The following is a 19,115-nucleotide window of genomic DNA, read 5'->3' as shown; positions in this document are numbered from 1 at the left end:
CGGCCACCCTCGCCCGTTCGCGTTACCGTCCGCCCTGGCCGGCGGCCTTCTTCTCCAGCTCGCCGGGGCGCACCTCGCGGGCGACCTTGTCGAGCACGGCATTCACCAGACCCGGCTCATCGTCGCCGTAGAAGCCGTGGGTCACGTCCACATATTCGGTGATGACCACGCGGGCCGGCACGTCCTTGCGGAACATCAGCTCGTAGCCGCCGGCGCGCAGGATGGCGCGCAGCACCGCCTCGATGCGCTTGAGGGGCCAGTCGGTGGCGAGAGCGTTGTCGATCCTCACGTCGATGTCGCGCTGGTTCTTGACCACGCCGGAAAGGATGTCGCGGAAGAAGGTGTTGTCCGACGGCTTGAACTCGATGCCTTCGACCTCGCGGCCGATCCAGAAGGCCTCGAACTCGGCGAGCGCGTCGATGACGGTCTTGCCGGAGATGTCCATCTGGTAGAGGGCCTGGACGGCAGCGAGGCGAGCGGCCGAGCGCTCTGCTGGCTTCGTCATGATGTCAGGCCTCCAGTTTCTGTTTGATGCGCAGGACGGCGAGAGCCGCTTCCACCGCGCCCCCACCCTTGTTCAATTCATTCACGCTCGCACGGGTCCAGGCCTGCTGGTCATTTTCGACGGTCAGGATGCCGTTGGAGAGCGGGATGCGGCGCTCGACGGACAGATCCATGAGGGCGCGGGCGCTCTCGCCGGCAACAATGTCATAGTGCCCGGTCTCTCCGCGGATCACGCAGCCCAGGGCCACGACCGCATCGTAGGGCTTTCCCGCCTTCTCGGCGGCATCGAGCGCGATGGCGATGGTGGCCGGGATCTCCAGGGCTCCGTCCAGGGTCAGCACGTCCATACTGGCCTGGGCGGCTTCGACGGCTCCTTGAGCGCCGCGCAGCAGCTCATTGGCGATGTCGTCGTAGAAGCGGGCCTCGACCACGAGGATGCGGGCACCGGGAACCGGCGGACGGGAGCCTTGCGGCTTGGCGGAATGGGCGACCATGCGAGAACCGTTCTGAGTCCAATAATGGCTCTGCCCTCATCCTGAGGAGCCGCTGAAGGCGGCGTCTCGAAGGAGGGTCCAGAGTGCACTGGAGACGCCCCCGTCCTTCGAGACGGCCTGACGGCCTCCTCAGGATGAGGGCTATGTGGAGGAAAGTTGAAAGTCCCTACCCCGCCCGGCGCGCGTCCGCAAGCCGTGCCGCGTAGCGGGCCATGAGATCCACCTCCAGGTTGAGCCTGTCGCCCACCTGCCGGTCGCCCCAGGTTGTGACGGCGAGCGTGTGCGGGATGATGAGCACGGAGAACATGTCGTCGTTGACCGTGTTCACGGTAAGCGACGTGCCGTCGAGGCAGACCGAGCCCTTCTCGGCGATGAAAGGCGCAAGCGCCGGCGGCACCTTCAAGGTGAAGCGGGCGGTCGGTCCCCAGGGGTCGTCGCCCGCCGTGATCGCCTCCTTGGCCACGATGGCGGCGACCCCGTCCACGTGCCCGGTCACGATGTGGCCGCCGAGCTCGTCGCCGATCTTCAGGGAGCGCTCCAGGTTGACCCTGGTGCCTGCCTGCCACTCGCCGACCGTTGTGCGCTCCAGGGTCTCGGCCGCGGCATCCACATCGAACCAGCAGCCGCCCTCCCGCTCGCCGAAGGCCACCACCGTCAGGCACGGCCCGCCGCAGGCGATGGAGGCCCCGAGCACGATGGTGGCGGGGTCATAGGACGAGTGGATGCGCAGGCGCTTGAGGGTGCCTTGAGACCCTTCCACCGCCGCCACTTCACCGACATCGGTGACGATACCCGTAAACATCAGGGTCTCTCCCAGAACATGAAAAGATCGGGGCCGATCTGCTCCTCGGCCCGTAATGCGAGATGGTCCATGCGGTCCTGCAGCCGCAGGCCAAGCGCCGGAACGTCGCCCTGGCCGCGCGCGGAGCGGCCGGTGATCAGGACGAGATCGTCGATGAGATCGGCTCCGGCCAGCGCGTCCGCGAGGTCGGGGCCGCCTTCGCAGAACACCTGCGTCAGCCCGCGCGTGCCGAGAAGCCCCAGGGCCTCGGGCAGGCAGACGCGGCCGGCCTCATCGGCGGACACCCGCAGAACCTCGACACCCTGCGCCGTGAGCGCCCTCTCGGCCGCGACGGGTGCTTCCACCGTGGTCAGAATCCAGGTCGGAATTTCGCCCGCCCCGGTGACGACCCGGGACGTTGCCGGAATCCTCAAATGCGAATCGACGACGATGCGGACCGGCGAACGGCCCTCCAGGCCGCTCAGGCGCACGTTCAGCAGCGGGTCGTCCGCCAGCACGGTCCCGACACCGACCATGATGGCATCCGCGTGGGCGCGCATCAGGTGGACCCTGGCCTGGGCGGCTTCTCCCGTGAGAATCAGGCGCGGACCCTGGCGCGATCCGGCCAAGCCTTCGGTGCTGCGGGCGAGCTTAACGGTCATGGCGGGACGCCCCTTCGTGACGCGCGTGACGTGGCCCCGATGAAGCCTAGCCCCCTCCTCGGCAAGGCAGCCGACGCTCATCGGGATGCCCGCTTGGCCGAAGCGCTCCGGCCCCTGGCCGGCGGCGTGCGGACTTGGATCGACGACGCTCGCCACCAGCCGGCCGATGCCGGCCGCCACGATGAGATCGGTGCAGGAGGGGCCGTGGTCCCGGCTGCTGCGGCTGGCGCAGGGCTCGAGGGTGACGTAGAGCGTCGCTCCGCGCGCGCGCTCCCCTGCTGCCTCCAGGACCATGCGTTCCGCGTGAGGCCGACCGCCCGCCTGGGTGATGCCTTGCGCGACGATCACGGGCACCTCGCCGCTCTCATCGACCAGCACGGCTCCCACGGACGGGTTGGGCCAGGTCAGGCCGAGATGGCGACTTCCGAGCGCAATCGCGAAGCGCATGAAGCGCTCGTCGTAGGCGCTCCGGTCAGGCGGCAGCCCGCTGGCGCCGGGGTTGGTCATGGCTCGCTCGCGGCGCGCTTTTTCTTCGGCGGAGGCGGCAGGTCCTCCTCGGTCTCGCCCTCAGCCAGCTTGCCGAGAATCTCCTCGAAGTCCCTGGCCTCCCGAAAGTTCTTGTAAACCGACGCGAAGCGCACATAGGCCACGTCGTCGAGGCCCTTCAGCCCCTCCATGACGAGTTCGCCCACCTGCTCGCTCGACACCTCGCCGTCGCTCATGCTCTCGAGCTGGCGCACGATGCCGTTGATCATGCGCTCGACGCGCTCCGGCTCCACCGGCCGCTTGCGCAGGGCCACGTCCACCGATTGCTGGAGCTTGTCCCGGTCGAAGGGCACGCGCCGGCCGGAGCGCTTCACCACCGTGAGCTCGCGCAGCTGCACGCGCTCGAAGGTCGTAAACCGACCGCCGCAATCCGGGCAGATGCGGCGGCGGCGAATGGACGAGGAATCGTCCGTGGGGCGGGAATCCTTCACCTGGGTGTCCAGGCCCCCGCAATAAGGGCAACGCATGGATCAGCTTTACCCTCAGGCGTAGATCGGGAAGCGACGGGTCAGCTCGTGAACGCGAGCCTTCACCGATTCCTCGACGGAGGCATTGGCCTCGTCGCCGTTCTTCGCCAGGCCGTCCAAGGTCTCGACGATCAGCTCGCCGACCTTCTTGAACTCGGCGACGCCGAAGCCGCGGGAGGTGGCGGCGGGGGTGCCGAGCCGGACGCCCGAGGTCACCATCGGCTTCTCGGGATCGAACGGCACGCCGTTCTTGTTGCAGGTGATGTGGGCACGGCCCATGGCTGCTTCCGCCGCCTTGCCGGTGAGCTTCTTCGGGCGAAGATCCACCAGCATCAGGTGATTGTCCGTACCGCCGGCCACGATGGCATAGCCGCCTGCCAGCATGGTATCGGCCAGCACCTTGGCGTTCTCGACTACGGAGCGGGCATAGAGCTTGAACTCGGGGCGCAGCGCCTCGCCGAAAGCGACCGCCTTTGCGGCGATCACGTGCATGAGCGGACCGCCCTGGAGGCCGGGGAAGATCGCCGAGTTGATCTTCTTCGCGAGGTCTTCCTCATTGGTGAGGATCATGCCACCGCGCGGGCCGCGCAGGGTCTTGTGGGTCGTCGTGGTGACCACATGGGCATGCGGGAACGGAGACGGATGGGCGCCGCCGGCCACGAGGCCGGCGAAATGCGCGATGTCCACCATGAAGAAGGCGCCGACCTCGTCAGCGATCTCGCGGAAGCGGGCGAAGTCCCAGAAGCGGGAATAGGCCGAGCCGCCGGCGACGATCACCTTCGGCTTGTGCTCGCGGGCAAGCTGGGCGACCTCGTCCATGTCGATGATCTGGTCGCTTTCGCGCACCTTGTAGCTCACCACGTTGAACCACTTGCCGGACATGTTCACCGGCGAGCCGTGGGTCAGGTGGCCGCCGCAGGCGAGGTCCAGGCCCATGAAGGTGTCGCCCGGCTTCATGAGGGCCATGAACACGGCTTGGTTGGCCTGCGAGCCGGAATTCGGCTGGACGTTGGCGAACTTGCAGTCGAACAGGCGCTTGGCGCGCTCGATGGCGAGCTCCTCGGCGATGTCGACGAACTGGCAGCCGCCATAGTAGCGGCGGCCCGGATAGCCTTCCGCATACTTGTTGGTCATCACCGACCCTTGCGCCTCCAGGACGGCGCGGGACACGATGTTCTCGGAGGCGATCAGCTCGATCTCGTCGCGCTGGCGGCCGAGCTCCAGCCCGATGGCGCGGGCGATCTCGGGATCGCTGTCGGCGAGGCTCGCCGAAAAGAAGCTGTTGGAGAGATGGCTGTGTGCCGCTTCACTCGCGCTCATGGATACCCTCGCCTTGGTGTGAGCCCGGCCGGACGGGCCGCTCGATCCTGGTTGCCCTGGGCTTTATCATGGCTGGCTTCGCCGCGCCAACCCGGGCTTTACATAGGCATCCCTCCCCCTTGCGGGGAGGGTGGCCGCGGCAGCGTTCGGGTGGGGGTCGAACAGTCAGAGCGAGGCGCTTCCCAGAGGCAATGCAACGCCGCTACAGCCTCCCCTCTCCCGGGCGGGAGAGGGGCAGGGGTGAGGGCATGCGGCTTCACCAGCAAAGTGCCGTCGTCTCCGATGCAGCACGTTACACGCGGCACTTTATTCGGCACGGGCCTTCCCTCACCCCAACCCTCTCCCACACGGGAGAGGGAGACCCGCGCCTCTCCAAACGAAATCACCGGCACAAGGCCGGTGATGACGTAGCGATAGAGGTGAGCTCCGCAGGTCAGTTCTGCAGGAACATCTCCTGGTCCGGCTCGGTGGGCACCCGGCTCGCGACCGGGATGGCGGTGCCGAGGCCGTCCTTGTTGTAGATGTCGTCGCGGAACTGCACGAGGCCGTCCGGGGTCGCCCAGGCGGTGACGTAGATCCAGTGGATCGGAACCGGCTGCGCCAGGCGGGCGTCGATGCGCTCGCCGGACCGGAAGGTGGCGTCGATCTGCTCGCGGGTCCAGCCGGGGGTGTCCTTCAGGAGCCACTCGATGTAGTCGCGCACGTTCTGGATGCGGATGCAGCCCGAGGAGACGAAGCGGAAGTCGTCGCCGAAGATGCCCTTGGAGGGCGTGTCGTGCATGTACACGCCATGCTGGTTCGGGATGTTGATGCGCACGAACCCCATGGAGTTCAGGTCGCCGCCCGGATCCTGGCGGAAGCGGTAGCGGGTCGCCTCGTCCGAGAACCAGTTGATCTGGCTCGAGGGAACCTCCTGGCCGGCCGCATTGAAGATGCGGATCTTGTTCTCGGTCAGGTAGTTCGGCTCCTTCTGCATCTTCGGGATGAGGTCCTTCTTCACCACGGAGGCGGGAGCCGTCCAGAACGGGTTGAAGTTGACCTCGACCACCTTCGAGTTCAGCAGGGGCGACTGGCGGTCGATCTTGCCGACGCCGGCCGCATGGCGGGTGTGGACGACACCGCCCTCCACCGCCTCGACGAGAGCGGCGGGGATGTTGGCGACCGCGTACCGGGCGGGAAGCCCGGAGCCCACGAGGCTGCGCAGGCGGGCGACGTTGATCTCGAGCTGGCGGATGCGCAGGTCGACCGGCACGTTCATGGCGACCACGGTCGGGCCGGTCATGGTGCCCGTCGAGCTGATGCCGTGGCGGGCCTGGAAGCGACGCACGGCCGCCTCGACGTAGGAATCGTAGATCGGCGATTCGCCGGCGGCCGGATCGAGATCGCCGGAGGTGATGAGGCGCTGGCGCAGGGCCATGACGGCCGGGCTCTTGGAGCCGACGCGCAGGCCCTGGACGCCCTGCACGGGCTGCCAGCCGCCGCGGGCCGCGATGTTGCGGTAGTACTCGATCATCTGCTCGGTGGCGGCGAGCGACTCGGCCGAGAGCATCGGGGTCGAGGTCCGCTGCACGCGGGAGCGGGAGACCGCCTCGTAATTCTGCGACCACTCGGCCTGGTTCTGGGCGAACTGCTGCGCCATGGCACCGGTGGCCGGCGTGAAGATCAGGGCGAGCGATCCAGTCAGTAGGGTACGGCGAGACAACATGAGCGCAGGCTCTTCCCGGTTAGAAGTGGTCACGGCAGGAGCGGCGGGCGGATGCCCGGCTCCCATCCTCTCCTGGCGATAAGTGCCGGGATTGGATTAAGGAACGGTATCGAAAACGAGGAACATCGGGGCCGTTTTATGGCAAAGCGGCCAATGGGCCGCCCCTCGCACCCCGGAACCGCTCCCGAGCACGATGTAACCTTCGACTGTTGTCTTGAGGATACACTTCTGCGTGAGGAGCTTGGCCGTAGAAGCCGGTTCAGTGCGCCTCTCGGGCCGCCAGCCAGGAGACGGCCAGGTAGACGGCCATGAGGGTGAGGAAGAACGCCACCGTCGTGACGCCGCCCGAAACGATTCCCGGGAAGAAACCTGCCAGGATCAGGTGGCTCATGATGGCGAGAAGCCACATGATTCCCCCCCAGGTGCTCGCCATCCACAGGCCCACGGCGGCGATCAGGTCGATCAGGGCGAAATAGATGATGGTGGCCTGATACCCCGTGGACCGGGCCTCGAAATGGCCGATGGGCGTCCAGATGCCGAGGATCACCGCCCAGGCGCTCAGGCCCTTCATGATCCAGAGAATCGCCAGGATGCGCATGAAGCAGGTGAGCACGAAGCTCCAGCGCATGAAGCCCTGGGGCGCCGGACGCTCCTCGATCCGGTCCGAAAGGTACTCCCGCGCCGCGTGGCCGGAGGACTGGCTGCCTCTGTGGGGCATCAGGCGATCTCCAGCTCGTGCGGCCCGAGGCTCGCGAAGTGATGCTCGATGGCCGCCCCGTCCACCTGATCGATGGAGTCCGGCTGCCAGCGGGGCTGGTTGTCCTTGTCGATAATGACCGCCCTGACGCCCTCGTAGAAGTCGTGCCCGTCCCCGATGCGGGAGACGATGCGGAACTCGACCTTCATGGCCTCCTCGAAATCGAGGGACGCGCCCCGGCGCACCTGCTCGAAGGCGAGGTTCATGCTGATCGGCGACTTGGTGCGCATGCCCGCGGCGGTCTTGGCCGCGAAGTCCGAGCCCTTGGCGGCGGCCTCGTCGAGGCGCTGCAGGATCGCGGCGACGCTGTCGGCCGAGAAGCAGGAATCGATCACCGCCCGGTGGGCTTCCAGGGGCGCGGGGCCGGGATCGGCGGCGGCTTGGCTAAGGGCCTCGTCCACCGGCGCGCCGGCGATCAGCGCCTCGCGCAGAGCGGGAATGGCATCGCTGGCTACGGCGTGCGTGGCGAGGCCCAGCATGACGGCGTCGGCTCGCTTCACCCGCTCTCCCGTGAGCGCGAGGTACATGCCGGTCTGGCCCGGCAGGCGCGGCAGGGCGTAGGTGGCGCCCACATCGGGGAAGAAGCCGATGCCCACCTCCGGCATGGCGAAGAGGTAGCGCTCGCCGGCCACCCGGTGCGAGCCGTGCAGGGACACGCCGACCCCGCCGCCCATGACGATGCCTTCGATGAGGGCGATGTAGGGCTTGGGGTAGCGCTTGATGCGGATGTTGAGCTGGTATTCCTCGCGCCAGAAGGCGAGCGCCTCCTCGCGCCTGCCGGCCTTCAGATCCTCGGTGAGCTGCCGGATGTCGCCGCCGGCGCAGAAGGCCTTCTCGCCAGCTCCCTGCACCATGACCCGCGTCACGGCGGGATCCCGCTCCCAGGCGTCGAGCGCCCGGCGCATCTCGCACACCATGGCGAGGTTGAGGGCATTGAGCGCCTTGGGACGGTTGAGCGTGATGAGCCCGGCCTCCCCCTGCTTTTCGCAGACGACTTCGACGCTCTCGTCCATGGACCACTCCTTCGTTTCAAAGCGGCTTAGAACAAGGCCGAGGCCGGCCGTCAATCCATGGCTGGGTTCAGGCCAATCTTCCACGGATCCTGCGGAACTGCGACCTCGCACCCTTTTTTAGAAGGATTTAAATGTGCTAACCCTCTGGGCAGCCGCCGGCGCAGCGAAGCCGGGGCTGGATGAGGATCATGTCGAAGCTGTCTCCGTTCCGCCGCCCTGCTTCAGAGGAAGCCCTGTCGTCCTCCCTGAACCTGTCCCACCGCCCGCGCCGCAACCGCAAGGCCGAGTGGGCGCGCAGGCTGGTGCGCGAGAACGTGCTGACGGCCAACGACCTGATCTGGCCGGTCTTCATCGTCGAGGGCGCGAGCGGCCGCACCCCGGTCGCCTCCATGCCGGGCGTCGAGCGCCTCACCATCGCGGAAGCCGTGCGCGAGGCCGAGCGGGCCGCGTCCCTCGGCATCCCGGCCATCGCGCTGTTTCCCTATACCGACCCGAGCTTGCGCGATCCGACGGGATCCGAGTCGCTCAACAGCCGTAACCTCGTCTGCCGGGCCGTGCGCGAGATCAAGAAGGCGGTGCCGAATATCGGCATCATCTGCGACGTCGCTCTCGATCCCTATACCAGCCATGGCCATGACGGCGTGCTGGAGGGCGAGCGGATCCTCAACGACGAGACGGTTGCCCTGCTGGTGCGCCAAGCGATCCTTCAGGCCGAGGCCGGGGCCGACATCATCGCACCGTCCGACATGATGGACGGGCGCGTCGCGGCGATCCGCGAAGGCCTCGACGAGGCCGGGTTCCAGGACGTGCAGATCATGGCCTATGCGGCGAAATACGCCTCCGCCTTCTACGGCCCGTTCCGCGATGCCATCGGGACCAGCGCCTGCCTGGTCGGCGACAAGCGCACCTACCAGATGGACCCGGCCAATTCCGACGAGGCCCTGCGCGAGATCGCCCTCGACCTCGACGAGGGCGCGGACATGATCATGGTGAAGCCCGGCATGCCCTATCTCGACATCGTGCGCCGGGCCAAGGACACCTTCGCGGTCCCGACCTTCGCCTACCAGGTCTCCGGCGAGTACGCGATGATCCAGGCCGCGGCCATGAACGGCTGGATCGACGGGGAGCGGGCGATGATGGAAAGCCTCCTGGCCTTCAAGCGGGCCGGCGCGGACGGCATCCTCACCTACTTCGCCCCCCGGGTCGCGGAGAAGCTGAAGCAGGGCTGATTGCCGTCAATCATTCAGGCTCGCACATGTTAGGCTCAGGACTCGTCAGGTTGTGGCGGCTTGCCATCCTCCTGTGGGGTCTGAGTATCATATCTGCCTGCGGCCTTTCCATCGACGCTGAGCAGGCGCGGGTCTGCCGGTCGGCACTGCCCGCGCTCAACCCAGACGCGGTGATCACCGTCGAGCGGGTGCGGGAGGGGCCGGTCGCGCGCAGCCTGCGGGTCGACTACATCGCCCAGCGTCCGGACCGCCCGGTGCTGGAGCGGTTCGCCATCTGCCAGTTCGCCGCGGCGGGGCTGTCGCCCAACAAGGCGGAGCTGACGGGCCTCGGCACCGAGGAAGGGCCGCTTTCCGGCGCCAGCCTCTACATGCTCAAGCGCTACTATCTCGAAACGCCCGAGGGCGTGGCCGGCGATCCCGGCAGCCGGCCCGACGCGGACGTAACCGAGATCCCGATGGCCGCCGCCTACTGGCTGCAGCAGATCCTGGTGAGCCTGCCGCGCACCGCCATCTACGCGCTGCTGTCGGTGGCCTTTGCCCTGGTGTTCGGCCTGAGCGGGCGGATCAACCTCGCCTTCGGCGAGCTCGCGGCCGTGGGATCGGCGGCCACCATTGCCGGGGCCGCGGTGGTGCTGGCCTCCGGCGCCAGTGCGCCGGTGCTCGGGCTCGCGGCAGGTCTCGCGGCTGCGCTCTTCGCAGGCGCCATCCACAGCGCGGTCGGGGGTCACTTCACCATCGGACGGATCAGGGCCGAGAGCCCGCAGCCGAGCCTCATCGCGACCGTCGGGCTTTCCCTGTTCCTGATGGAATACCTGCGGCTCGTGCAGAGCCCCGTGACCGTGTGGCTGCCGCCGATCTGGTCGGAGGCCTGGCCGCTCGCCCGTGCACAGGATTTTCTCGTGAGCCTGACGCCGATCACGGCCATCACCAGCGGCACCGGCCTGATCGCGGCCCTGAGCCTTCTCTGGCTCGTGAAGGCCACCGGCTTCGGACGGGCCTGGCGGGCCTATGCGGATGACCCCAAGGCGGCGGCGCTCATGGGAGTCGACGGCCCTCGCCTGCTCACCCGGACCTTAGGCCTCGCGGGCGCCATGGCGGGGCTCTCGGGCATGCTGATCGTCGCCCAATATGGCGGCCTCGGGTTCGCCGGCGGCTTCCAGTACGGGCTCAAGGCGCTGATCGCCGCCATCATCGGCGGGATTGGCTCCATCCCGGGGGCGATGTTAGGAGGTTTCGCGGTGGGCTTGTTCGAGACCCTGTGGTCGGCGTATCTGCCCATCGAGGCTCGCGACATGGCGCTTTACGCAGCGCTCGTCGTGTTCCTGATCTTCCGGCCCGGCGGCCTGCTGGGCTTCCAAGATCCAACGCCAAGACCCGTTTAAGGGCGTATAGTGAGAGTCCGGAGGACACAGTGGCCGATTACGCCATCACCATCGACGACGTGAAACGCGCGGCGCAGACCATCCAGGGGCAGGTCCTGCGAACGCCGCTCGTTCCGGCACCGCGCCTGTCGCAGCTCACCGGCGCCAAGGTCTGCGTGAAGCACGAGAACATGCAGCCGACCGGCTCCTTCAAGGAGCGCGGCGCGGTGACGAAGCTGGAAAGCCTGAAGGCCGACGAGCGCACCCGCGGGGTCATCGCCATGTCGGCGGGCAACCATGCCCAGGCGGTAGCCTACCACGCGCGGCGTCTCGGCATCCCGGCCACCATCGTCATGCCCGAGGGCACGCCCCTGGTGAAGGCGCAGAACACCCGCTCCTACGGGGCCAAGGTGATCCTCTTCGGCGAAACGCTCTACGAGGCCGCGGCCCGCGCCCGCGAGATCGCCGAGGCCGAGGGCCTCGTCTTCGTGCATCCCTACGACGACCCGAAGGTCATGGCCGGCCAGGGCACCATCGGCCTCGAGATGCTCGCCGACGCGCCCGATCTCGACCAGATCATCGTGCCTATCGGCGGCGGCGGATTGATTTCAGGCATCACGGTCGCCGTGAAGGCGCACAAGCCCGATATCGAGGTCATCGGCGTGGAGGCTGCCCTCTACCCCTCCTTCCGCAATGCAATCCTGGGTCAGAACCAGCCGATCGGCGGCGCGACGCTGGCCGAGGGCATCGCGGTCAAGACCGTGGGGCAGCTGCCGCTCCCCATTGTGCGCGACCTCGTGTCCGACATCATCGCCGTGGACGAGCCCGTGATCGAGCGCGCGGTGAACGCCTATGCCACCCTGCAGCGGACCATGGCGGAAGGCGCGGGCGCGGCGGGCCTCGCGGCCATGATGGCGCAGCCGGAGCGGTTCGAGGGCAAGCGCGTGGGCCTCGTGCTCTGCGGCGGCAACATCGACGCCCGCATCCTCGCCTCGGTGATGGTGCGCGAACTGGAGCGCGACGACCGCATCACCTCCTTCCGCATCACCTCCAACGACCGGCCGGGCCTGTTGGGCCGCGTGGCGAGCCTTCTCGGCCAGCTCGGGGCCAACATCCTGGAGGTGTCGCACGGGCGCCTGTTCCTCGACGTGCCGGCCAAGGGCGTTTCCATCGACATCACTATCGAAACGCGCGACAGACAACATACATTGGAGGTGTTCGAGGCGCTTTCGGCCGAGGGACTCGCTCCGCAGCGGATCGTGTCCCGCAGCCTGCCCGAGACCACCTTCTGAGGAGAGACCCATGGTCAACCGCCCCTACCCGCCGACCCTGAACTATCCGTCCTACGAGGTCGACCGGGTGACGGAGGGCGTCATCGCCCGCCGCTTCTGGGCCTACCTGATCGACCTGGTGGTGATCGCCCTCTGGGTGGTGCTGATCTCCATCGGCATCTTCTTCCTCGGCATCATCACGCTCGGCCTCGGCTGGGGGCTGTTCTTCGCGCTTCCGCTCACGGCGCTGATCTTCATCGTCTACAACGCGGTGACCATCGGCGGCTCGTCCCAGGCGACGGTGGGCATGCGCTACATGGGCCTGCGGGTGATCGACCCGCGCACCGGCCAGGGCGCCTCCCCGCTCTCGGCCGCCGTGCACGCGCTGTTCTTCTACGTGGCGGTCTCCACCTTCCTGCTCTGGGCCTGCGACGTGCTCGTCGGCTTCGTCCGCGACGACCGGCGCTTTATCCGCGACCTACTCACGGGGATGATGGTCATCAGGGCTTGAGCTGTCGCGGGTGTCATTCCCGGCCGGAGCGCAGCGGAGGGGAAGGGAATCCATAGCGCTGTACGTGCGAGTGGATCCCCTTCCCTCGCTCCGCTCGCCGGGGATGACAACGGGGTGCGAGTGATCTGAAAACACATCCCTGCGACATCCGCCCACTTTTCCTGGACGGCCGGGACACCAATGTTATCCTTGAGCGTTGAATCAGTGCTCAAGGTTACTCCACAAGGCTTTCCCGATTGACGAGCCAGCCCCGCGACGCACCGCAGTTCTACCTCACCTCCCCGTCCGCATGCCCCTACCTGCCGGGCAAGGAGGAGCGCAAAGTCTTCACGCATATCGTGGGCCGGCGCGGGCGGGAGCTGAACGAGATCCTCACGCAGGGCGGCTTCCGCCGGTCGCAGACCATCGCCTACCGGCCCGCCTGCGACACCTGCCGGGCCTGCGTGTCGGTGCGGGTGCTGGTGGATGAATTCGAGCCTTCGGGCAATCTCAGGCGCGTGCTGAAGGACAATGCCGATCTCATCGGCCATGCCCTGCCCAACCGTCCCACCTCCGAGCAGTACTCCCTGTTCCGCCGCTACGTGGACATGCGCCACGCGGATGGCGGCATGGCCGACATGACCGTGCTCGACTATTCCATGATGGTCGAGGACAGCCATGTGGACACCAAGCTCATCGAGTACCGCCGGCGCGGGATCGACAGCGGCATCACCGGCAGGGGATCGGGCGACCTGATCGCCGTGTGCCTCACCGACGAGATGAGCGACGGCCTCTCCATGGTCTACTCGTTCTACGGCCCCGAGATGCAGCACCGCAGCCTCGGCACCTTCATGATCCTCGACCACATCCGGCGCGCGAAAGCCATGGGCCTGCCCTATCTCTATCTCGGCTACTGGGTCGAGGGCTCCAAGAAGATGGGCTACAAGGCCCGCTTCAAGCCGCAGGAGCGGCTTCTGGCGCAAGGCTGGGCGCGGGTGGAGTGACTTTCTTACACCCGTCATGCCCGGCCTTGTGCCGGGCATCCACGTCTTTCCTTTCTCAACCCTCATCCTGAGGAGGTCGCGGAGCGACCGTCTCGAAGGAGGCTCCAGTGCTCTCTGGAAGCTCCTTCGAGACGCAGACTGCGTCTGCTCCTCAGGATGAGGTGGGTGTTTCCTAAAAACGTGGATGGCCGGGACAAGCCCGGCCATGACGTGGAAACTTCTGACAGCGCGATCCCGGATCGGCTCGCGCCGTCCGGGATGACGTTTTCTGATGCTTACTCCCCGAAACTGTTCGATTTCGGGAAGCCCTTCGGCGGCAGGCGGCCGGCTTCGGTGCGGTCGCCCATCCAGTCACGCAGGTCCTCCTTGGCCACCGTCCAGGTGCGGCCGGAGGTGTCCTTCCAGGTCAGGCCCTCCTTCAGCGTGAAGACCTTGGCGTCGGAGACGCCGCCGTCCTTGTAGCGCTGGAGGCGCACGCCCTTGCCGCGGGTCATCTCGGGCACCTGCTTCATCGGGAAGATCAGCAGCTTGCGGTTCTGGCCGATGATCGCGACATGGTCGCCCTCGGCTTCAGCGCAGACCACCATCTTCGACGGCGCGTCGAGGTTGAGGATCTGCTTGCCCTTGCGGGTGTTCGCCGTCACCTCGTCGGTGGGCACCACGAAGCCGCGTCCGTCCGTACCAACGACCAGCAGCTTCGAGCCGGCCCTGTATGGGAACGCAGCGATGAAGTCGGCGCCCTCCTCCAGGTCGACCATGAGGCGGATCGGATCGCCGAAGCCGCGGCCGCCGGGGAGCTTGGAGGCCTCCAGGGTGAAGAACCGGCCATTGTCCGCCACCACCACGATCTTGGACGTGGTCTCGGCGAAGAAGGCCGTTTTGAGCGCATCGTCGCCCTTGAACTGCACGGCCGACAGATCGGCCTGGTGGCCCTTCATGGCGCGGATCCAGCCCTTCTGCGAGACGATGACCGTAACCGGCTCGCGCTCGATCATGGCCTCGGCGAAGTCGATGTCGGAGGTGTCCGGCGCCTGATCGAAGGTGGTGCGGCGGCGGCCCAGCGGGGTGTCGGGACCGAAGGTCTTGCGGACCTCCTTGATCTCGGCCGAGATCGTCTTCCACTGCACCTTCTCGGAGCCGAGCAGCTCCTCGATCGTCGACTTCTCGTCCTGCAGGCTCTTCTGCTCGCGCTTGAGCTCCATCTCCTCGAGCTTGCGCAAGCTGCGCAGGCGCGTGTCGAGGATGGCGTTGGCCTGCACTTCGGTGAGCTGGAAGACGCGCATCAGCTCCACCTTCGGCTCGTCCTCCTCGCGGATGATTTTGATCACCCGGTCGAGGTCGAGATAGACGATGAGCAGGCCGCCCAAAATCTCCAGGCGCCGGTCGATGGCGGCGAGCCGGAACCGGGAGCGGCGGATCAGCACCTCGCGGCGATGGTCGAGCCATTCGCGCAGGCACTCGGCGAGGCTCAGGACCTTCGGCACCTTGCCGCCGGCGAGCACGTTCACGTTCATCGGAACGCGGCTCTCGAGCTCGGTGAGCTTGAACAGCGATTCCATCAGGATGATCGGATCGACGGTCTTGGCGCGGGGCTCCAGCACCACGCGGATGTCCTCGGCCGATTCATCGCGCACGTCCGCCAGCAGCGGCAGCTTCTTTTCCTGCAGGAGCTCGGCGATCTTCTCGATCAGGCGCGACTTCGGCACCGCGTAAGGAATCTCGGTGACGACGATCTGCCAGTTGCCGCGGCCGAGGTCCTCCTTGGCCCAGCGGGCGCGCACGCGGAACGAGCCGCGGCCGGTGCTGTAGGTCTCGGCCATGGCGGCCGGCGTGTCGACGATGATGCCGCCGGTCGGCAGGTCGGGCCCCTGCACATACTGCATCAGCTGCTCGGTACCGGCATTGGGCTTGGCGATCAGGTGCAGGGCCGCGTCGCACAGCTCGGCGGCGTTGTGCGGCGGGATCGAGGTCGCCATGCCGACCGCGATGCCCTGCGAGCCGTTGGCCAGCAGGTTCGGGAAGGCGGCCGGCAGCACCACCGGCTCCTCGTTGGCCTGGTCGTAGGTCTCGCGGAAATCGACCGAGTCCTCGTCGATGCCCTCCAGCAGCAGGCGCGCCACTTCCGTCATGCGCGCTTCGGTGTAGCGCATGGCGGCGGCGCCATCGCCGTCGATGTTGCCGAAGTTGCCCTGCCCGTCCGCCAGCGGATAGCGCTGAGCGAAATCCTGCGCCATGCGCACCAGCGCCTCGTAGATCGACTGATCGCCGTGCGGGTGGAACTGGCCCATCACGTCGCCGACGATGCGGGCGCATTTCTTCGGCGCTGACTTCGGGTCGAGCCGCAGGAGCCGCATGGCATGCAGGATGCGGCGGTGGACGGGCTTGAGCCCGTCGCGGGCATCCGGCAGCGCGCGGTGCATGATGGTCGAGAGCGCGTAGGCGAGATAGCGCTCCTCAAGGGCGTCCTTGAGATTGATGTTCTCGATCTCGCCCCCTGACGGCGGATTGACCGGCTTACCCATAACTCGAAATCCTCAACTGCGAATCGCTTCTTATCATCTGAAAAGAGAACATAACAGAAACAAACATCATTCATCCCCAGCCGTGGCCAGTGCGACGAAACGCGCCCGCTCGTCCGGCGCCCGCTGCCCCTGCGGGCCGAAGACGTTCTGATGCAGGAAGAAGTCGGTGAGCGCAAATCCCTCCCGGATGTCCTCCTCCCGCGGCCGGTTGGCCCTGGTCTGGCCGATCAAGAAGCCCGGCAGCTTGAGCAGCCGGTCCTTGTAGGGCTCCCCGGCCTCGGCCGACACCGCCCGCCCGCTGCGGGGCGACACATAGGTGAGGTCCCGCTCGGTGCCGGTCGCGGCGCAGCTGGTGAGATCGAGCCCGAAGCCGAGCTCCGTGAGCATGGCGAGCTCGAAACGCACGAACAGCGCCGGGGCGAGATCCGGATCGTCCAGGTGGTCGACAAGGACGGTGAGCGTCTCGAACAGGGCGAAATGCGGGTCGCGCTCCGGGAAGTAGCGCAGGAGGTGGGCGAGGGTCGCCAGGCCGTAGAGCGCCATGGACGAGCCCATGAGGCGCGCGGCGCGCAGGTTCAGCCCCTCGACCTGATAGGTGCCCAGGTGCTCGTCGAGCCGCGCCCGCCAGGTCGCCTGCACGGTGTTGCCGGGCTGGAGCACCGCCTGAAGGGTCTTGGAGCGCCCGCCATGGACCAGCCCCAGATGCCGGCCGTGCTCGCGCGTCATCAGCTCGAGGATGATGCTCGATTCCCCGTGCTTGCGAACGCCGAGAACGACGCCTTCGTCAGTCCAGTGCATCGGTGGCGGTGGCCTTCGGAAAAGAGATCTGCCGGAATCCTGATGTAAGCATTCAGGGGGCATTCATCCATGTTTTTCAACGATATCCGGCAACTTCTAAAATTGTGTTGCAGAAGCCTCGAGACGCCGCCGGGGGGAACCAAACCGCCCCCTTCACATTGTCGAACACCTTAGTGTGCATAGTGATGAATTGAGGATCATGAAACTCTCCAGCCTGTTTCTTGCGAGCACCGCCCTTCCCCTGATGCTGCTGCCGGCAAACGTGTCGGCGCTCCAGCCGGAAGCCGTGACGCCTCTCGTCCTGGCCCAGGCCGGACCGAGTGCCGACGAGGATGATCAACCCGGCGTCCGCCGCAGACCGCGCCAGGACGCGGATTCGCCGCGCGGTGGCGGCCAGGGCCAGGAACGCCGACAGGACGCGCAGGAGCGCAGGCAAGAGCGGCAGGAGCGCAGGCAGGGCGGCCAGGACGCCGGCGGCCCCGGAGCCTCCGAGGAGCGCGGCCAGCGCCCGCCGCGCGGTGCAGGCCCGGCAGAGCGTGGCGGTCCCGATGGACCGCGCGGCCAACGCGCCACGGAATCCGAGGATGCCCCGTCGCCGCGTCGCGGCTCGGCGCAGCCCGGCGAGCGGCCCACCCCGCCCTCCGGCACCACACCGGCCACGCCGGCCCGTCCTGCCCAGGGGGAGCCTGCGGAGCGCGCCCGGCCGTCCGCCGAGACACCGGACCGCCCGAACCGTCCGGCTGCCCAGGAGCGTGAACGTAATCGGGATCGTCCCGCCGGCGAGCGCGAGCGTCCCCGCCAGCCCTCGCCTGCGGCCGAAACTCCGCCGAGCACCCCGGCTCCGGCGGCCCAGCCGGCCAAGCCTCCGGCACCGGCCCAGCAGCGGCCTGCCGCAGACGCTCCACGTCCCGCCGATGCGGAGCGGCCGAGGCGGCAAGGCGACACCGAGCGACCCGACCGCGACCGACCCGACCGGGATCGTCAGCGCGCCCGCGACCAGCGTCCGGGTCAGGACGCTCCGACCACGACCACAGCTCCGACGGCTCCGGCGACGCCTGCACCTTCGGCCCCGACGGCAGCTCCCGCGGCTCCGACCCCTGCGCCTGCAGCCCCGACGACCGCAGCGCCTGCCGCTCCGACCGGCCGAACCCTTCCGACGGTTCCAGCCGCACCGGTCCAGAGCGCGCCTCAACAGGCCGGTCCTGCCGCGGCCCAGCCGCTGGATCCGGCGCGCGTCCGCATCGACGATCTGCGCCGGGAGCGGCGCGAGCGTCGTGAAGGCGGCCGCCTGATCATCGAAGAGCCCGGCAACCGGACGATCATCCGCCAGGGCGACGAGGTCATCATCCGCCACGACGAGACCCAGCGCTTCCGCCGGGCGTATCGCGATGCGGACGTTCGCGTCGAACGGCGCAGTGGGAACGAAGAGGTCACCATCGTGCGCCGCCCTGACGGCACCGAGATCGTCACCGTGCGCGACGAGTACGGCAACCTGATCCGCCGTATCCGGCGCGAGCCCGCCGGGCAGGAGGTCGTGCTGATCGAGAACCGCCGCCGCGGCGTCGAGCGCCGTCCCGGCTACGGCTACATGGAGGAGGAGGTCATCCGCCTGCCGCCTCCCACGGTGCGCATCCCGCGCGAGGAATACATCGTCGAGACGGAGCGGGCTTCCCGGGCTGACATCGTCGAGGCCTTCACGGCGCCGCCGGTGGAGCGCGTCGAACGGGCCTACACCCTCGACGAGGTTCGCCGCAGTCAGCCCTTGCGTGAGCGCATGCGGCGGGTGGATCTCAATGCAGTCACCTTCGAGTTCGGCTCCTGGGAACTGCCGTCGGATCAGATCGATGCTCTGAGCACGATTGCAGCGGGCCTGCGGGAGGCGATCTCCCGCAACCCGAACGAGATCTTCCTGGTCGAAGGTCACACGGATGCAGTCGGCTCCGACGAGGACAACCTGACCCTCTCCGACCGTCGCGCCGAGACCATCGCGACGATTCTGACGGAGCGGTTCCAGATCCCCGCCGAGAACCTGACGACGCAGGGCTACGGCGAGCAGTACCTGAAGGTGGCAACCGAAGCCCCCGAGCGGGAGAACCGCCGCGTGACCCTGCGCCGGATCACCCCGCTGCTGCAGGGCCAGAACCAGCAGCAGTAACCTCACAGACCGGGAGGGCCATTACCCTCCCGGTTT

At 67.6% G+C, this 19,115-nt stretch carries 17 protein-coding genes; 6 read left to right on the top strand and 11 right to left on the bottom strand.

Annotated features, from left to right (window positions below; genetic code table 11):
- Window positions 1-22 precede the first annotated feature (22 nt).
- The 9 genes from nusB to JAO75_RS14785 all read right to left on the bottom strand — a co-directional run bounded on the left by nusB (window position 23) and on the right by JAO75_RS14785 (window position 8,249).
- Window positions 23-505 carry a transcription antitermination factor NusB gene (gene nusB, locus JAO75_RS14825; RefSeq protein WP_199049913.1) on the bottom strand — a complete coding sequence of 161 codons (483 nt, stop codon included), beginning with the start codon at window positions 503-505 and terminating at the stop codon, window positions 23-25.
- A 4-nt stretch (window positions 506-509) separates the two neighbouring features.
- The gene (gene ribH, locus JAO75_RS14820; protein ID WP_199049912.1) at window positions 510-998 is read right to left on the bottom strand and encodes a 6,7-dimethyl-8-ribityllumazine synthase; all 489 of its coding nucleotides are present in this window, start codon (window positions 996-998) and stop codon (window positions 510-512) included.
- A 166-nt stretch (window positions 999-1,164) separates the two neighbouring features.
- On the bottom strand, window positions 1,165-1,800 hold the full coding sequence (locus JAO75_RS14815; protein ID WP_199049911.1) for a riboflavin synthase: 636 nt from the start codon (window positions 1,798-1,800) through the stop codon (window positions 1,165-1,167).
- The gene (ribD, locus tag JAO75_RS14810; RefSeq protein ID WP_199049910.1) at window positions 1,800-2,948 is read right to left on the bottom strand and encodes a bifunctional diaminohydroxyphosphoribosylaminopyrimidine deaminase/5-amino-6-(5-phosphoribosylamino)uracil reductase RibD; all 1,149 of its coding nucleotides are present in this window, start codon (window positions 2,946-2,948) and stop codon (window positions 1,800-1,802) included. Before ribD ends, JAO75_RS14815 begins: the two co-directional genes overlap by 1 nt.
- The gene (nrdR, locus tag JAO75_RS14805; RefSeq protein ID WP_199049909.1) at window positions 2,945-3,454 is read right to left on the bottom strand and encodes a transcriptional regulator NrdR; all 510 of its coding nucleotides are present in this window, start codon (window positions 3,452-3,454) and stop codon (window positions 2,945-2,947) included. Before nrdR ends, ribD begins: the two co-directional genes overlap by 4 nt.
- 15 nt (window positions 3,455-3,469) lie before the next feature.
- Window positions 3,470-4,774: a serine hydroxymethyltransferase gene (gene glyA, locus JAO75_RS14800; RefSeq protein ID WP_199049908.1), complete on the bottom strand. Its 1,305-nt coding sequence runs from the start codon at window positions 4,772-4,774 to the stop codon at window positions 3,470-3,472.
- Window positions 4,775-5,207: 433 nt separating this feature from the next.
- On the bottom strand, window positions 5,208-6,479 hold the full coding sequence (locus tag JAO75_RS14795; RefSeq protein WP_199049907.1) for a L,D-transpeptidase family protein: 1,272 nt from the start codon (window positions 6,477-6,479) through the stop codon (window positions 5,208-5,210).
- A 259-nt stretch (window positions 6,480-6,738) separates the two neighbouring features.
- Window positions 6,739-7,197, bottom strand: a complete 459-nt coding sequence (locus JAO75_RS14790; protein WP_199049906.1) for a DUF6163 family protein — start codon at window positions 7,195-7,197, stop codon at window positions 6,739-6,741.
- Complete coding sequence (locus JAO75_RS14785; RefSeq protein WP_199049905.1) at window positions 7,197-8,249, bottom strand: enoyl-CoA hydratase/isomerase family protein; 1,053 nt, start codon at window positions 8,247-8,249, stop codon at window positions 7,197-7,199. Before JAO75_RS14785 ends, JAO75_RS14790 begins: the two co-directional genes overlap by 1 nt.
- A 188-nt stretch (window positions 8,250-8,437) precedes the next feature.
- Between JAO75_RS14785 and hemB the strand changes: the two genes are divergently transcribed.
- The 5 genes from hemB (at window position 8,438) to JAO75_RS14760 (ending at window position 13,604) form a co-directional block, all read left to right on the top strand.
- Window positions 8,438-9,478 (top strand): porphobilinogen synthase, encoded by a 1,041-nt coding sequence (gene hemB, locus JAO75_RS14780; RefSeq protein ID WP_199049904.1) that lies wholly within the window; start codon window positions 8,438-8,440, stop codon window positions 9,476-9,478.
- Between the two features lie 26 nt (window positions 9,479-9,504).
- Window positions 9,505-10,860 carry a branched-chain amino acid ABC transporter permease gene (locus tag JAO75_RS14775; protein WP_199049903.1) on the top strand — a complete coding sequence of 452 codons (1,356 nt, stop codon included), beginning with the start codon at window positions 9,505-9,507 and terminating at the stop codon, window positions 10,858-10,860.
- Window positions 10,861-10,889: 29 nt separating this feature from the next.
- The gene (locus JAO75_RS14770; protein ID WP_199049902.1) at window positions 10,890-12,131 is read left to right on the top strand and encodes a threonine ammonia-lyase; all 1,242 of its coding nucleotides are present in this window, start codon (window positions 10,890-10,892) and stop codon (window positions 12,129-12,131) included.
- A 10-nt stretch (window positions 12,132-12,141) separates the two neighbouring features.
- Window positions 12,142-12,621: an RDD family protein gene (locus JAO75_RS14765; protein ID WP_199049901.1), complete on the top strand. Its 480-nt coding sequence runs from the start codon at window positions 12,142-12,144 to the stop codon at window positions 12,619-12,621.
- 236 nt (window positions 12,622-12,857) lie between these two features.
- Complete coding sequence (locus JAO75_RS14760) at window positions 12,858-13,604, top strand: arginyltransferase (RefSeq protein ID WP_199049900.1); 747 nt, start codon at window positions 12,858-12,860, stop codon at window positions 13,602-13,604.
- Window positions 13,605-13,879: 275 nt separating this feature from the next.
- On the opposite strand, the gene parC is transcribed toward JAO75_RS14760, so the two are convergent.
- Together parC and recO are read right to left on the bottom strand one after the other, a co-directional pair.
- Complete coding sequence (gene parC / locus JAO75_RS14755) at window positions 13,880-16,126, bottom strand: DNA topoisomerase IV subunit A (protein ID WP_199049899.1); 2,247 nt, start codon at window positions 16,124-16,126, stop codon at window positions 13,880-13,882.
- A 66-nt stretch (window positions 16,127-16,192) separates the two neighbouring features.
- On the bottom strand, window positions 16,193-16,924 hold the full coding sequence (recO, locus tag JAO75_RS14750; protein WP_199049898.1) for a DNA repair protein RecO: 732 nt from the start codon (window positions 16,922-16,924) through the stop codon (window positions 16,193-16,195).
- Window positions 16,925-17,123: 199 nt separating this feature from the next.
- Here recO and JAO75_RS24875 point away from each other — a divergent pair, with 199 nt between their 5' ends.
- Window positions 17,124-19,079 carry an OmpA family protein gene (locus JAO75_RS24875; protein WP_246742515.1) on the top strand — a complete coding sequence of 652 codons (1,956 nt, stop codon included), beginning with the start codon at window positions 17,124-17,126 and terminating at the stop codon, window positions 19,077-19,079.
- Window positions 19,080-19,115: the final 36 nt, after the last annotated feature.

The sequence above is a fragment of the Microvirga splendida genome (genome assembly GCF_016427565.1).
Classification (GTDB): Bacteria; Pseudomonadota; Alphaproteobacteria; order Rhizobiales; family Beijerinckiaceae; genus Microvirga; species Microvirga splendida.
Note: the sequence above shows the minus strand (reverse complement) of the source record. Positions and strands in the feature narration are given on the sequence as shown.